The organism is Pseudomonas sp. W2I6 (assembly GCF_030815935.1).
Taxonomy (GTDB): Bacteria; Pseudomonadota; Gammaproteobacteria; order Pseudomonadales; family Pseudomonadaceae; genus Aquipseudomonas.
The window spans coordinates 2,187,424-2,200,703 of sequence record NZ_JAUSXJ010000001.1; the positions used below are offsets into that span (position 1 = coordinate 2,187,424).

General features: G+C 62.4%; 16 protein-coding genes. 7 read left to right on the forward strand and 9 right to left on the reverse strand.

The window, feature by feature from the left end; translation table 11 throughout:
• Window positions 1-14: 14 nt before the first annotated feature.
• From QF039_RS10320 to QF039_RS10345, 6 genes are all read right to left on the reverse strand, one after another.
• Window positions 15-1,028, reverse strand: a complete 1,014-nt coding sequence (locus QF039_RS10320) for an alpha/beta hydrolase (protein ID WP_307517867.1) — start codon at window positions 1,026-1,028, stop codon at window positions 15-17.
• A gap of 55 nt (window positions 1,029-1,083) precedes the next feature.
• Complete coding sequence (locus QF039_RS10325; protein WP_307517868.1) at window positions 1,084-1,515, reverse strand: YqaA family protein; 432 nt, start codon at window positions 1,513-1,515, stop codon at window positions 1,084-1,086.
• A 3-nt stretch (window positions 1,516-1,518) separates the two neighbouring features.
• Complete coding sequence (locus QF039_RS10330; RefSeq protein ID WP_003207550.1) at window positions 1,519-1,965, reverse strand: DUF411 domain-containing protein; 447 nt, start codon at window positions 1,963-1,965, stop codon at window positions 1,519-1,521.
• A 154-nt stretch (window positions 1,966-2,119) separates the two neighbouring features.
• On the reverse strand, window positions 2,120-2,575 hold the full coding sequence (locus QF039_RS10335; protein ID WP_003207553.1) for an SRPBCC family protein: 456 nt from the start codon (window positions 2,573-2,575) through the stop codon (window positions 2,120-2,122).
• 81 nt (window positions 2,576-2,656) lie between these two features.
• Window positions 2,657-4,651, reverse strand: a complete 1,995-nt coding sequence (locus tag QF039_RS10340; RefSeq protein ID WP_087692367.1) for a methyl-accepting chemotaxis protein — start codon at window positions 4,649-4,651, stop codon at window positions 2,657-2,659.
• A gap of 165 nt (window positions 4,652-4,816) precedes the next feature.
• Window positions 4,817-5,812 carry an aldo/keto reductase gene (locus QF039_RS10345; protein WP_307517872.1) on the reverse strand — a complete coding sequence of 332 codons (996 nt, stop codon included), beginning with the start codon at window positions 5,810-5,812 and terminating at the stop codon, window positions 4,817-4,819.
• Window positions 5,813-5,930: 118 nt separating this feature from the next.
• Here QF039_RS10345 and QF039_RS10350 point away from each other — a divergent pair, with 118 nt between their 5' ends.
• Window positions 5,931-6,848, forward strand: a complete 918-nt coding sequence (locus QF039_RS10350; RefSeq protein WP_307517875.1) for a LysR family transcriptional regulator — start codon at window positions 5,931-5,933, stop codon at window positions 6,846-6,848.
• Here the strand turns inward: QF039_RS10350 and QF039_RS10355 are convergent.
• Entirely contained in the window at window positions 6,839-7,744 is a 906-nt protein-coding gene (locus QF039_RS10355; protein ID WP_087692364.1) for an AraC family transcriptional regulator, read from the reverse strand. The two genes, QF039_RS10350 and QF039_RS10355, sit on opposite strands and share 10 nt — an antisense overlap.
• A 102-nt stretch (window positions 7,745-7,846) precedes the next feature.
• On the opposite strand from QF039_RS10355, the gene QF039_RS10360 reads away from it, so the two are divergent.
• From QF039_RS10360 to QF039_RS10380, 5 genes are read left to right on the forward strand one after another with little or no spacing between them, the layout of a single operon-like run.
• Window positions 7,847-8,407 carry a carboxymuconolactone decarboxylase family protein gene (locus tag QF039_RS10360; protein ID WP_003207562.1) on the forward strand — a complete coding sequence of 187 codons (561 nt, stop codon included), beginning with the start codon at window positions 7,847-7,849 and terminating at the stop codon, window positions 8,405-8,407.
• Window positions 8,408-8,459: 52 nt separating this feature from the next.
• Complete coding sequence (locus QF039_RS10365; protein ID WP_003207563.1) at window positions 8,460-9,521, forward strand: acyl-CoA dehydrogenase family protein; 1,062 nt, start codon at window positions 8,460-8,462, stop codon at window positions 9,519-9,521.
• Window positions 9,518-10,321: an ABC transporter ATP-binding protein gene (locus tag QF039_RS10370; protein ID WP_177020011.1), complete on the forward strand. Its 804-nt coding sequence runs from the start codon at window positions 9,518-9,520 to the stop codon at window positions 10,319-10,321. Before QF039_RS10365 ends, QF039_RS10370 begins: the two co-directional genes overlap by 4 nt.
• Window positions 10,308-11,507, forward strand: a complete 1,200-nt coding sequence (locus QF039_RS10375; protein WP_307517881.1) for an ABC transporter substrate-binding protein — start codon at window positions 10,308-10,310, stop codon at window positions 11,505-11,507. Before QF039_RS10370 ends, QF039_RS10375 begins: the two co-directional genes overlap by 14 nt.
• Before the next feature lie 14 nt (window positions 11,508-11,521).
• On the forward strand, window positions 11,522-12,280 hold the full coding sequence (locus tag QF039_RS10380) for an ABC transporter permease (protein WP_177122370.1): 759 nt from the start codon (window positions 11,522-11,524) through the stop codon (window positions 12,278-12,280).
• A 58-nt stretch (window positions 12,281-12,338) separates the two neighbouring features.
• On the opposite strand, the gene QF039_RS10385 is transcribed toward QF039_RS10380, so the two are convergent.
• Complete coding sequence (locus QF039_RS10385; protein WP_003207572.1) at window positions 12,339-12,476, reverse strand: hypothetical protein; 138 nt, start codon at window positions 12,474-12,476, stop codon at window positions 12,339-12,341.
• 173 nt (window positions 12,477-12,649) lie between these two features.
• Here QF039_RS10385 and QF039_RS10390 point away from each other — a divergent pair, with 173 nt between their 5' ends.
• Window positions 12,650-12,844, forward strand: a complete 195-nt coding sequence (locus QF039_RS10390; protein WP_003207574.1) for a hypothetical protein — start codon at window positions 12,650-12,652, stop codon at window positions 12,842-12,844.
• A gap of 1 nt (window position 12,845) precedes the next feature.
• Here the strand turns inward: QF039_RS10390 and QF039_RS10395 are convergent, their stop codons facing one another.
• Entirely contained in the window at window positions 12,846-13,223 is a 378-nt protein-coding gene (locus tag QF039_RS10395) for a fe2+ zn2+ uptake regulation protein (RefSeq protein WP_307517885.1), read from the reverse strand.
• Window positions 13,224-13,280 lie beyond the last annotated feature (57 nt).

Below are 13,280 nucleotides of genomic sequence, written 5' to 3' on the forward strand. Positions count from 1 at the left end.
CGAAAAAGGTTGGATTAAAGGGCGTTCAGCCCTCGCAACAGTGCCTTGTGAAACTGTGCCGGCTCTTCCATTTGCGGCGCATGGCCCAGGCCCGGGAATTCCACCAGGGTGGCGTGGGGAATCAGCTTGGCCACTTGCTTGCCCAGCACCGCGTAGTTGCCGAGCTTCGCCTTGACCGCCGGTGGCGCCAGGTCCTTGCCAATGGCGGTGTTGTCGGAGGTGCCGATCAGCAGCAGGGTGGGCATCTGCAGGTCCTTGAACTCGTAGTACACCGGCTGGGTGAAGATCATGTCGTAAATCAGCGCCGAGTTCCACGCCACCTGGGTGTGGCCGGGGCCTTTGTTCATGCCGGCGAGCATATCGACCCAGCGGTCGTATTCAGGCTTCCAGCGGCCGACGTAGTAGGTGTCGAGCTCGTATTGGCGGATGCCTTCGGCGGTCAGTTTCAACTCGCGCTCGTACCATTCGTCAACGCTGCGGTAGGGCACGCCGATGGCCTTCCAGTCTTCCAGGCCAATCGGGTTTACGAGGGCAAGTTGTTCGGTTTGCTGCGGATAGAGCAGGGCGTAGCGTGTGGCAAGCATGCCGCCGGTGGAATGGCCGAGCAGGGTAGCCTTCTGAATACCAAGTTTTTCCAGGAGTTGATGGGTGTTGATCGCCAGTTGCTGGAAGCTGTACTGGTAATTGTCCGGCTTGCTGGAGGTGCAGAAACCGATCTGGTCGGGAGCGATCACCCGGTAGCCGGCGTCGCTCAGGGCCTTGATCGATTCATCCCAGGTGGCGCCGCAGAAGTTCTTGCCGTGCATCAGCACGATGCTGCGCCCGTTGGCCTTGCCTTTGGCCGGCACGTCCATGTAGCCCATCTGCAGGGATTTGCCCTGGGACTGGAAGGTGAAGTGCTCTACCGGGTACGGGTATTGGAAGCCTTGCAGCTCGGGGCCGTAGGTCGGACCTTCTTCGGCGGCGAAGGCGGGCAGGGCGCTGCCGAGCAACAGGCTGGCGACGCACAGAGAGCGGATCTTGGACATGGTTAGAGCTCCGGGAACAGTGCCCGGATGCTGTGGCGAGGGGATTAACGGGAGATTAAATCCAGTGCAGGGTGAGCATGGCCAGTACCCCGTAGCGCGCCCCTTTTGCAAGGCTCACCAGCACCAGGAACCGCCAGAACGGTTCGCGCATGACCCCGGCCACCAGGGTCAGCGGGTCACCAATGATCGGCACCCAACTGAGCAGCAACGACCAATGGCCCCAGCGCTGGTAGTGGGTACGGGCCTTTTCCAGGTGCCTGGGGCTGACCGGAAACCAGCGTCGATCCTTGAAGCGCTCGACCGAGCGGCCCAGCAGCCAGTTGACCACCGAGCCCAATACGTTGCCGGCCGTTGCAACCCCGAGCAGCAACCACAGGCTGTAGTGCCCGCTGATCAACAGCCCCACCAGCACCGCCTCCGATTGCATCGGCAACAGCGTGGCGGCGCCGAAGGCGGCGAAAAACAGTCCCAGGTAACCGGCAAGCATCAATCAGCGTGCCGGATAGTCAGCCACCACCACGTCTTTGCCATCGCGAGTCAGGCCGATGACCTGATAGGCATCGCTGCTGCCGTCCATCTCCATGCCAGGCGAGCCCATGGGCATGCCTGGCGCCGCAATGCCCAGCAAGTCGTCGCGCTTGCGCAGGGCCAAGACCTGGTCGGCTGGCACATGGCCTTCGACGAACTTGCCGTCGATCACGCCGGTATGGCAAGACGCCAGGCGTGGCGCCACGCCCAGGCGTTGCTTGACCTCGCTCATGTTGCTTTCCACATGGTCGTTGACCTTGAACCCGTTGCTTTCCAGGTGGGCAATCCACTTTTTGCAGCAACCGCAGTTGGCATCACGGTGCACGTCAATCGGGATCAGCTCGGCAGCCTGGGCCAGGGTGCTCATGAGCAGGGCCGACAGTGCGGCCAGTCGCAGGGTGGTTTTCATCGTCATCTCATCGGATAAAGGGCAACAGCGGGGCATTCTCCCTGCTTTTTGGAAAAGGGTTTCCCGGGTGTGTTACGAAGTTTTACGAAAAACCGACAGCACCAGAATAACCGCCTGGTGCTGTCGGAAAACTGAGAGGGATATGACGGTTTTGTCAGGCTGGCGGGGATTCAAGGCGCTGCTTGAGCTGGTCAAGGGCCTGGTTGGACAGTGCGATCATGCGCTCATGCAGGGTGGTCAGTTGCAGTTCGGTTTCATAGGTGAGGATGCGCTTGAACAGCGTGCCGTTGCCCTGTACTTGCAGCAGATAATGAATACAGCCATCGACCGCCAATGAGGTGAACGCGGTCTTGAACTCCCGCGGTCGCTGCGCAATCTGCACGCGATAGCTCATGGGAACCCGCACACCCAGCAGGTCGATGGTTTCAGTGAAACGATGACCGGCAGGCAATGAGCCGGCGATACCGGTGTCGGCGCCCAGGGATGTCGGATGCCATTCATGCCAGCGATCCGGTTGGGTAACGTAGTCGTAAACATCGTCGATAGAGGCTTGTATATAGCGTTCCTGACTGATCCGCTCCAGACGGATCGGGTGCTCAACTGCGTGCATGACACACCTCCTGTGTGGCGGAGCGAACTGTCAGAATAGTCCGGCTCCCGCGCATTGCACGGGAGCTTTCAGGCTATTTTTTCAACGCACCTTGAAGCGACCCATCAATGCAATAACCCGGCCATTGGCATCCAGCAGGCTCTGGGTGTTGTGCTCCGTGGCGTGGCCGCTTTGCACCAGCTCTTCGACCATGTGGCGGATGTGCACCATGCTGCGGTTGATTTCCTCGGTCACTGCGCTTTGCTGTTCGGCGGCGGTGGCGATCTGGGTGCTGAGGTTGTTGATATGGCTGACGGAGCCGGCCATCTCGTCCAATCCCGTGTTCACCCGGGCCGTGGCGTCAGCCGCAGACTGGCAACTGGCCTGGGTGGCTTCCATGGCCGTCACCGAGGAACTCACGCCCGTGGTCAGGCGCGCCAGCATTTCATTGATCTGCGAAGTACTGGCCTGGGTACGGGCGGCGAGGGCGCGGACTTCGTCGGCCACCACCGCAAAACCCCGGCCTTGTTCGCCGGCCCGGGCGGCTTCGATGGCCGCGTTGAGTGCCAGCAGGTTGGTCTGGCCCGCGATGGCGCCGATCACGCCGAGGGTTTCGGTGATGCGGGCGGCATCCTGGCGCATGTTTTCCACGGTGTGGGTGGCGCTGGAGACCTCGCCGATCAACGCGCTGACGCTGCGGGAAGCTTCCCCGACCACCACCCGCGAACGGTCGGCGTGCTCATTGGCGCGCTGGGTGAACGCAGCCGTTTCGGCGGCGTTCTCGGCCACGGTGTCGGCGGTGGAACTCATCTCGGTGATGGCCGTGACGGTCTGGTCGGTTTCCGAGGCATGGCGCACCAGGATCTGGTTGGTCTGGGCCGACGTCTGCTGCAATTGCGCCAGGCTCGACGACATGGCGCCGGTGGCCAGGGTCACTTCTCCGATCATGTTTTGCAGGTAGACGATAAAGCGGTTCACCGAATGGCCAATCGCCCCCAGTTCATCCTCGGCGCGAATGGTGATGCGCCGGGTCAGGTCGGCATCGCCGTTGGACAGTGCGTCGATATTGGTCTTCAGCGCGGTCATCCGGTGCACCAGCTGGCGGATGGCGTACACCGCCAACAGCACCAACAGCAGGATCATCGGGATTTGCAGCATCGCCAACGTGCCCAGTACGTCATCACGTTGGGCGGTGATCAGCGAAGTCGGCAGCGCAGTGGCGAGGAACCACGGGGTGCCTTCGATCGGGCGCATGAAGAACGTGCTGGCCACGCCCTGGTTGTCGAACTCGCTGCGTTGCAGGGTTTGATCACGATGGGCCAGGCCGGCGCTGACCTGGGCGGCAAAGGCCGAGGTGCCGGCCAATTCGCTGATGTTCTTCAACACCACGGGGCCGCTGATGCGCGTGCTGTTGCTGATGATCTTGCCGTCGCCTTCGACGATCAGCATTTGCCCGCCGAGGTCTTTTTCTTTGCTGGCCACCAGGTCATTGAAGAAACCCAGGGTCACGTCGATGGTGGCGACGCCATAGGCTGCGCCGTCACGCTGGATCGCCATCGCGCAGTTGGTACGCGGTTCCTGGCTGGCGTCATCCTTGTAGGCCGCCGCCCAGGCGCACTGGCCGCGGGGCGAAGCGAGGCCGCCCTTGTACCAGCTCTGGTCGTAGTAGTTGGGGGCCGCGTCGCTGTTCCAGAAGGTGTTCACCGCCAGCTTGCCCGAGGCATCGCGGTGCCAGAAGGTGCTGTGCTTGTTGCGCCCCGGCGTGCGCTGGTTGGGCAGGGGCCAGATGCCGCCGCCGAACACTTTCAATTCGCCGTACTGGTCCACCAGGCCTGGCAGCACCTTGTCGATGGCGTCGCTGTCCAGCAGCGGGATGGTTTGGGTGATGCTGCGTTGCTGGGCCTGAACCTTGTTCAGCTCGCCCTGGATCTGCTCGGCCACTTCGGCAATGCGATTGAGGGCCACCTGTTCTTCGGTGTGGCGCAGCTTGGGGGCCACCAACTGCCCGATGCCCACCACCGTCAAGACGAATAACAACAGGACGAACAGCACCAGGAACAGGGTGTAGCGGGCTTGGATAGAGCGCAATGAGGGCATGGGGTCGTCCTTACGAAGCGTTTATTGTGCGACGCGGCTTTGTTAGAGCTTCGAAGGGCTATCGGCTTGGGACGGGCGAGCTTGAGGCACTATCGTGCAAGAAAACCCAGGGCAGGGATTTAAGGGGCGGAGCTGGCGAACCAGCCCCGATCCGGCGTGGCAGGATTATTTGTCCAGCATCTGCATGACCGCTTCCGGGTAGCGCAGCCCGGCTGTGGCGTTGGCCGGGAATATGGCCTCCAGCGCCGCCAACTCGGTCGGGCTGAGCTTGACCTCCAGTGCCGCGACGTTCTCTTCCAGGTACTTGCGTTGCTTGGTCCCCGGGATCGGGATCAGGTAATCCCCTTGCGCCAGCACCCAGGCCAACGCCAGTTGCCCGGCGGTCACGCCCTTGTCGGCAGCCAGGGCTTGTACCTGTTTCACCAGCAGCAGGTTCTTCGCAAAGTTTTCACCCTGGAAACGCGGGCTGAACCGGCGATAGTCATCCGCCGCAAAGTCATCCGGGCTTTTCAGCGCGCCGGTCAGGAAGCCTCGGCCCAGTGGGCTGTAGGGCACAAACGCGATTCCCAGGCGTTGGCAGGCCGCGAGGCAACCGTTGTCTTCCTGGTCGCGGCTCCATAACGAATATTCGCTTTGCAGGGCGCTGATGGGATGCACTTTATGGGCGCGCTCAAGGGTGGCCGCCGATGCTTCACTCAAGCCCAGGTAACGCACCTTGCCTTGCTTGACCAATTCGGCCATGGCGCCAACGGTTTCTTCAATCGCCACTACGGGGTCGATGCGGTGCTGGTAATACAGGTCCAGGGTTTCCACGCCCAGGCGCTTCAAGGTGCCGTCGATGGCCTCGCGAATGTACTCCGGGCGGCCGTTGACGCCACGCAGTGCCGGGTTCGCCGGGTCGCGCACGATGCCGAACTTGCTGGCGAGGAACACCTGGTCGCGCTTGCCGGCGATGGCCTTGCCGATCAGCGCTTCGTTGGTGTGGGGGCCGTACATGTCGGCGGTGTCGAGCAGGTTGATCCCCAGTTCCAGGGCGCGGTGCAGGGTGTATATGGCTTCAGTGGTGTCGGTGCCGGTGGTGTAGAAATCGGTCATGCCCATGCAGCCGAGGCCGATGGCGGAAACCTGAGGGCCGTTTTTGCCGAGTTGACGTGTGTGCATGGGTCCAGCTCCTGTGTGGGAAGGGCTCCATTGTTGCCCTCGACAAAAGCGGGATAAACCGGCTAAAACCACTATCACTATTATGAAATTCTAAATAATCCAGGTAGGAAACCAGCCAGTGGACCGTTTCAACGCCATGCGCGTGTTTGTGCGGATTGTCGAGTTGGGCGGCTTTGCCAGGGCGGCCGACAGCCTGCAACTGCCGCGTGCCTCGGTGACCATCCTGATCAAGCAACTGGAGGCGCACCTTGGGGTGCAACTGTTGCAGCGCACCACGCGCCAGGTCAGCCCGACCCTGGACGGCGCCGCTTACTACCAGCGTTGCGTGAGCCTGTTGGCGGACCTTGAGGAAACCGAGGCGGTGTTCTCCACCAGCCGGCGCAACCCGCGCGGCACGTTGCGCATTGATATGCCGTCGGGGATCGGGCGCTTCCTGGTAATTCCGGCAATGCCCGAGTTCACCACGCGTTACCCGCAGATCGATCTGGAAATCGGCCTCAATGACCGCCCGGTGGACCTGATCCGCGAAGGCGTGGATTGCGTGTTGCGCGGCGGCCTGGCGCTGGACGAGTCGCTGGTGGCCCGGCCGCTGGCGATGATGGATCAGGTGACCTGCGCCAGCCCCGGCTACTTGCAGCAGTTCGGCGTACCATCGACGCTGGATGAGTTGGCCGGCCATCAAGTGGTGGAGTATTTCTCCAGCACCAGCGGCAAACGCTATGGCCTGGAGTTTCAGATCGGCAGCGACATCCGCTTGGTCGACCTGCCCAAGCAAGTGGCGGTCAACAGTGCCGATGGTTACCTGGCGGCCTGTGAGGCGGGTTACGGCCTGGTACAGACGCCGTACTACCACGCCGTTCGCCAGTTGGAAGCGGGCACGCTGGTGGAGGTGCTGGCGCATCAGCCGCCGCCCAGGTTACCGCTGACGGCGCTGTACCCGCCGCATCGCCAGCTGTCGCAACGGGTGCGGGTGTTTGTCGATTGGCTGGTGGAGTTGTGTGCCCGGCCGGGCAATGGGTTGCTGCGTCAACCTTGAGCCTTGCGGTAGGCGCCGGGCTGGAAGCCGGTGACCTTATGGAAGGCCCGGGTAAACGCCGCCACCGATTGATAGCCCACGGCGAGGGACACGTCCGCTACGGTCTGGTCCTGCTTGAACAGTTGGCAGGCGTGGCGCACACGCATCATCAGCAGCACTTGCCCCGGCGACTGCCCGCACAGTTCATTGAAGCGCTTGAAGAACGCCGAGCGCGACAGGCCGGTGCAGGCCGCCATGCTTTCCAGGGTCCAGGGCTCGGCCGGGCGTGCGATCAACTGCTCCAGCAGGTTGGCAAATGCCGGTTGCCGAGCCAGCGCCGCCAGGCCGCCGAGGTCGGTGTTGTCCAGCACTTGCTGGCGCAGCACATACAGGAACAGCAGGTGGCAGAGGCGCTCCAGCAGGGCGGGCGAGGGCGCCGGCGTGCGCTCGCATTCCTGCAGGATCAGTTCGAACAGGTTGCGCGCGGCGGTCAGCGATGGATCACCGGCCCGCAGGATGATCCAGGCGGGCAGGGTGTCGACAATCATCGCCGACAGCCCGGACTGGAAGTGAAAGAACCCGCACACCAGGCCCACGCCGTCACTGGCCTGGCTGTCCAGTGGCAGCATCGGTTTGCGCGGGCATTCCTGGGCGCCGGTGGCGGTGCCATCGCTGGACAAGCGGTACGCCAGGTCTCGCAGCAGGAAGACTGCATCGCCGTTGTTCAATGGGTAAGGGGTCGAGTCGCCGTCGATGTGCATCCAGCACTGCCCTTGCACCACCAGATGAAAACTCGCGCTTGCCAGGCCATGGGTGCTGGCGTGCCAGTCGCCGCAGTAACGCCCGACGTGAAACAGGCTGGTGTTGAGTTCAAGGCTATCTAATAACCAATCGACGAGTGAACTGGACGAATTCATCTAACGGAAAGACTCTAGAGCAAGTAATCGCTACTTTAGACTATTGAGCGGATTTTTTATAACCAACAGACTTGGTACACGAATCCATGAGGAGACCACTCCATGTCCCGCGTACCGATGCTAACCCTGGAAACCGCTCCTGAGGCGGCCAAGCCCTTTCTGGAAAATGCCCTGAAGGGTTCCGGGTTCATCCCCAATCTGTTGGCGGTGCTGGCCAACGCCCCGGCAGCCCTGGAAACCTACATCACCGTGTCGGGCCTGAACGCCAAGTCTGACCTGAGCCTGGCCGACCGCGAAGTGGTGCAACTGATTGCCGCCACCAATCACGGTTGCGATTTCTGCGTCGCCGGGCACACTGCCGTAGCGCGCAACAAGGCCAAGCTGCCGGAAGACGTGATCGACGCCCTGCGCCAGCGCGGTGAACTGCCCAACGAGCGTTATGAGACACTGGCCGCGTTCACCCGTGAAGTGATCGCCACCCGCGGTGATGTCAGCGACGCCGGCTACACCGCGTTCCGTGAGGCAGGCTACACCGACGGTCATGCCCTTGAGGTTATTCTGGGTGTGAGCCTGGCCACCCTGTGCAACTTCGCCAACGTGTTTGCCCGTACCCCGTTGAACCCGGAACTGGCGCAATACCGTTGGGAAAAACCGGCTAGCTGAAGGCGCGCAAGCGTTCGCGATGGTAAACATGCTGCAACAAGGAGAAACATGAATGCTTGACCCAATCTTGAGCCGTTGGCTCGATGTTCAAGCGCAGGCCCTGGATGTGGGCAGTTGCGATCCGCAGGAAGTGCTGCCACGGCTGGCAGAGGCCAATGTATTACGTATCGGTGTGCCCAAGGACCTCGGTGGCCTGGGCGGCGATGTCACCGGCGCGGTGGAAGCTATCGCCGACGTAGCTAGCCATTCCCTGGCGTCGGCGTTTGTGTGCTGGGGCCAACGCTCGTTTATCGAATACCTGCTGCAAAGCCCGAACCAGCGCCTGCGCGAGCAACTGCTGCCGGACCTGCTGAGCGGCAAGCTGGCCGGGGCGACCGGGCTGTCCAACGCGATGAAGTTTTTGTCTGGCATCGAGTCGCTGCAAATCAGCGCCGAGCCGACCGACGACGGCTGGAATCTCAATGGCCGCCTGCACTGGGTGACCAACCTGCGCAAGAACGGGTTTGTGGTGGCTGCCGCCATCGAGCATGCCCAGGGCGGCGCGCCGTTTATCCTGGCGATCCCGGACTCGGTGTCCGGCCTGCAACGTTCCCGCGACCTGGAACTGCTGGGCCTGCAATCGAGCAATACCGCGGCCCTCGGCTTTGAAGCCGTAGAGCTGAGCCGCGACTGGTTGTTGCATGAGGATGCACGCAAGTTCCTGCCGGCCGTGCGCCCGGCGTTTCTGGGCTTGCAATGCGGCATGTCCATCGGCCTGGCGCGGCGCTCGCTGGCGGAGGTGGCCAATCACCTGGGCTCCAGCCGCACCGTATTGCGTGAAGAGCTGGAAGTGTTGCGTACCTCCTTGGAACAGGCGGTCAACGACCTGAAGAAAGGCCTGCTGGCCGGCCGCTTCGGCACCGAGCCGGTACCGTTGTTCCGCCTGCGCATCGCCCTTGCGGAAATTGCTGCCAGCGCTGTGCAACTGGAGCTGCAAGCCAGCGGCGGCAAGGCCTACCTGACGGCCCACGGCAGCGGTTTTGCCCGGCGCTGGCGCGAGTCGGCGTTTGTGCCGATCGTGACCCCGAGCCTGGTGCAGTTGCGCACCGAGTTGAACCGTCAGGCCAATCTATGAGCCAGGCGGTATTGCACGCCCAGGGAATTTGCCTGGGCTATGCGGGCAACCCGGTGCTGGAAGGTTTCGACCTGCAATTGCAGCCCGGCGAAGTGGTGTCGATCCTCGGCCCCAGCGGCGTTGGCAAGTCCAGCCTGCTGCGGGTGCTCGCCGGTTTGCAAGCGCCCCAGGGCGGCAGCATCCGCCTGTTGGGCGAGCCGTTGAATGGCCCGCACCCGCGGGTGGCGGTGGCGTTCCAGGACCCCAGCCTGCTGCCGTGGCTGAGCCTGGAAAAGAACGTCGCCTTCGGCCTGGACTTTGCCCGCCAGCCGTACCTCAGCCCTGAAGAACGTCGCAGCCGCGTCGACCATGCGATCCACGCCGTAGGCCTGGAACACGCCCGCCAGCAATTCCCGGCGGCGCTGTCCGGCGGCATGGCCCAGCGCACGGCGCTGGCCCGTTGCCTGGCACGCCAGCCGCAGGTATTGCTGCTGGACGAGCCCTTCGGTGCCCTGGATGAAGTGACCCGTGCCGACATGCAGCACCTGCTGCTCAAGGTCAATCGCGAGCAAGGTTCGGCGGCGGTGCTGATCACCCACGATATCGACGAAGCGCTGCTGTTGTCCGACCGGATTCTGCTACTGGGTAACCGCCCGGCGCGGACCCTCGGCGAATGGCGCATCGACTTGCCGCAACCGCGGGAAGAACAGGTGGAAGCCATCGGTACCCTGCGCATCGAGATTCTCAAAACCCTACGGCGGGCGAGCCGCACCGACCCCCAACCCCCTGAACTGCTGGAGCCTTGCCATGTGTCTGGATGACCTCACTCACTCGCGCCGTGACTTTCTCAAACTCTCGGCCGTGCTCAGTGCCGCCGGAGCCTTGCCACTGCTGAGCAGCTTGCAGGCCCGGGCGGCCAGTGAGCCGGACGCACCGGTACGCATCGGCTATTTGCCGATCACCGACGCCACGCCGTTGCTGGTGGCCCACAACAATGGCCTGTTCGAGGCCGAAGGCATCAAGGCCGAGCGCCCGGTACTGCTGCGCAGTTGGGCCCAGGTGATCGAGGCGTTCATTTCCGGGCAGGTCAACGTGATTCACCTGCTGTCGCCGATGACCGTATGGGCGCGGTATGGCAGCAAGGTCCCGGCCAAGGTCGTGGCCTGGAACCATGTGGGTGGCTCGGGCTTGACCGTGTCGCCGGGCATTACCGACGTGAAGCAACTGGGCGGCAAGTCGGTGGCGATTCCGTTCTGGTACTCGATCCACAACGTGGTGGTGCAGCAGCTGTTCCGCGACAACGGCCTGACCCCGGTGGCCCGTGCCGCCGGGAGTGCGATTGCCGCAAACGAGGTCAACCTGATCGTGTTGCCGCCCTCGGACATGCCGCCGGCCCTGGCCAGCAAGCGCATCGACGGCTACATCGTCGCCGAGCCGTTCAACGCCCTGGCGGAAAACCTCAATGTGGGCCGCGTACAGCGCTTTACCGGCGATGTGTGGCGCAACCATGCGTGCTGCGTGGTGTTCATGCACGAGCATGACCTGACCAACCGCCCGCAATGGTCGCAGAAGGTGGTGAATGCGATCGTCAAGGCCCAGGTCTGGACCCGTGACAACCGTGAAGAGGCGGTGAAGCTGCTGTCCAAGGACGGCGAGAACCGCTACACCCCGCATGCCGAACCAGTGCTGCGCAAAGTCCTGGCGCCGGCTGCCAGCGACCGTGCGGCTTACCTGGCTGACGGCGCGATCCAGCACGCCAACTGGGACGAGCACCGCATCGACTTCCAGCCGTATCCATTCCCCAGCTACACCGAGGAACTGGTACGCCGTCTGAAAGACACGCTCATCGAGGGCGACAAGAAATTCCTCGCCGACCTGGACCCGGCGTTTGTCGCCAAGGACCTGGTGGACGACCGCTTCGTGCGTAATGCGATCGCGGCGGTGGGCGGCATGAAGACCTTCGGCTTGCCTGAGGGCTTTGAGCGAAACGAGGAGATTGGCGTTTGAACAACGGCAAAACCTTGGGGTTGCCGGGCTGGTTGCTTGGCTTGAGCGGGTTGGCGGGGTTGTTGTTGCTCTGGTGGCTGGGGGTGAAAGTCTTTGGCAGCGCGGACGGTTTGTCTGCGCGGTTTTCGCTGTCGGCGACCCTCGCCAGCCTGTGGGAGTTGCTGGGCCGCAGCGAGCTGTACCTGAACATCGCCGTGAGCCTCAAGCGGATCTTCGTCGGGCTGTTCCTGGCATTGCTGATTGGTGTACCGCTGGGCTTGCTGGTGGGCAGTTCGCGCAAGCTGGAGGCGGCAACCACGCCGGCGTTCCAGTTTCTGCGGATGATCTCGCCGCTGTCGTGGATGCCCATCGTGGTGATGTTGATGGGCGTGGGCGACCAGCCGATCTACTTCCTGCTGGCGTTCGCAGCGGTGTGGCCGATTCTGCTGAATACGGCGGCGGGTGTGCGTCAGCTCGATCCGCGCTGGTTGCAACTGAGCAAGAGCCTGAGCGCCACGCGCTGGGAAACCTTGCGCCGGGTGATTATTCCCGGGGTCATGGGGCACGTGCTGACCGGCGTGCGCCTGGCCATCGGGATCCTGTGGATCGTGCTGGTGCCGTGCGAGATGCTCGGGGTCAGTGCCGGGCTGGGTTACTACATCCTCGACACCCGTGACCGGCTAGCCTATTCCGAGCTGATGGCGATGGTGCTGTTGATCGGTCTGTTGGGGTTTGCCCTGGATGCGTTTGCGCGGTGGCTGCATCAGCGTTGGGTGCATGGGGCCAACAGTTAGGCTCGGCCTTTTACAACAAACCCGACGTGATGTCGGGTTTGTTGGTTATGCCGCGTGATCAGCGATGGTAATACCCCGGTCCGCCTTCGCTGTAGCGATGGTCATGCCAACCGCCGCCGCCGTGGGGGAAAATAATGCAGCCGCTCATGCTCAACATGATCAGCAAGGGAATCAGCAGTGTGATTCGACGAAGCATTTCAAAATCCTCTAGGGTGCTCTCAGGTTCAATCAGGCGTTGGGCAAGCCAAAGTTTTTCATCGCCTGTAACATGAGACCCCGCCGACCCCAATCCATCCCCGCTAACAGGTATGTGCTTGGTGTGGTAGTCGATACAAAGTGGACACAATTTTTTAGCTTCAGGAACCCGTCATGACCCAAAAGCAACGTTTGAAATACTCGATTCTGATCTCCCTGCTGGTGCTGGGGACGATGTTTGGCCTGTCCTACTTGCAGAACAACGGGGTCATCAGCGAAAAGACGTTCCAGTACATCGCGATTGCGGTAGCGGTAACCGTGGTGGTGATCAACGGTGTGATGCGTCGCAAGGTCAAGCCCAACCTTTGAGTCAGGCCCGGCCTTCCAGGGCTTTGGCAGCCTGCTCGTGCAGGCTGTAGCTCTTGTCGGCGTTCAGGGTGATCACGCCTTCGGTGCACAGGCGCTTGAGCACCTCGCGCACGCTGAGAAACGACAACGGGATGCCCAGCTCCAGCAAATGGCTGTGCACGCCGCGCACGCCGAGGGTGCGCTGGTTGTCGGCGGCGGTCAGCAGGGCGTCGATGACCTTCAGCCGGATCAGGCTGGTGCGCAGGCCAAAACATTTGAGCAAATGACGAATACGCTGGTTGCCATGTTCCGGCGCCTTGCCGAACGCCTGGTTGCCGGTGGCAAAACCTCCGTCATGCATGGGTGAGTGTCCTTCCGTGGGCAGTTGCGAGTTGTACATGCAGAAACTCCTTATCAGAGCCTGATCAGGAAAATGATGGCGCTCTTAGTTAATAAG

Excerpts from the sequence above, each read along its gene's own strand:
- QF039_RS10330 (WP_003207550.1), bottom strand. The coding sequence starts at position 1,965 with ATGAAAACCACCCTGCGACTGGCCGCACTGTCGGCCCTGCTCATGAGC.
- QF039_RS10345 (WP_307517872.1), bottom strand. The coding sequence starts at position 5,812 with ATGCACACACGTCAACTCGGCAAAAACGGCCCTCAGGTTTCCGCCATC.
- QF039_RS10335 (WP_003207553.1), bottom strand. The coding sequence starts at position 2,575 with ATGCACGCAGTTGAGCACCCGATCCGTCTGGAGCGGATCAGTCAGGAA.
- QF039_RS10365 (WP_003207563.1), top strand. The coding sequence starts at position 8,460 with ATGCTTGACCCAATCTTGAGCCGTTGGCTCGATGTTCAAGCGCAGGCC.
- QF039_RS10395 (WP_307517885.1), bottom strand. The coding sequence starts at position 13,223 with ATGTACAACTCGCAACTGCCCACGGAAGGACACTCACCCATGCATGAC.
- QF039_RS10340 (WP_087692367.1), bottom strand. The coding sequence starts at position 4,651 with ATGCCCTCATTGCGCTCTATCCAAGCCCGCTACACCCTGTTCCTGGTG.
- QF039_RS10360 (WP_003207562.1), top strand. The coding sequence starts at position 7,847 with ATGTCCCGCGTACCGATGCTAACCCTGGAAACCGCTCCTGAGGCGGCC.
- QF039_RS10325 (WP_307517868.1), bottom strand. The coding sequence starts at position 1,515 with ATGCTTGCCGGTTACCTGGGACTGTTTTTCGCCGCCTTCGGCGCCGCC.
- QF039_RS10385 (WP_003207572.1), bottom strand. The coding sequence starts at position 12,476 with ATGCTTCGTCGAATCACACTGCTGATTCCCTTGCTGATCATGTTGAGC.
- QF039_RS10375 (WP_307517881.1), top strand. The coding sequence starts at position 10,308 with ATGTGTCTGGATGACCTCACTCACTCGCGCCGTGACTTTCTCAAACTC.
- QF039_RS10355 (WP_087692364.1), bottom strand. The coding sequence starts at position 7,744 with ATGAATTCGTCCAGTTCACTCGTCGATTGGTTATTAGATAGCCTTGAA.
- QF039_RS10370 (WP_177020011.1), top strand. The coding sequence starts at position 9,518 with ATGAGCCAGGCGGTATTGCACGCCCAGGGAATTTGCCTGGGCTATGCG.
- QF039_RS10390 (WP_003207574.1), top strand. The coding sequence starts at position 12,650 with ATGACCCAAAAGCAACGTTTGAAATACTCGATTCTGATCTCCCTGCTG.
- QF039_RS10320 (WP_307517867.1), bottom strand. The coding sequence starts at position 1,028 with ATGTCCAAGATCCGCTCTCTGTGCGTCGCCAGCCTGTTGCTCGGCAGC.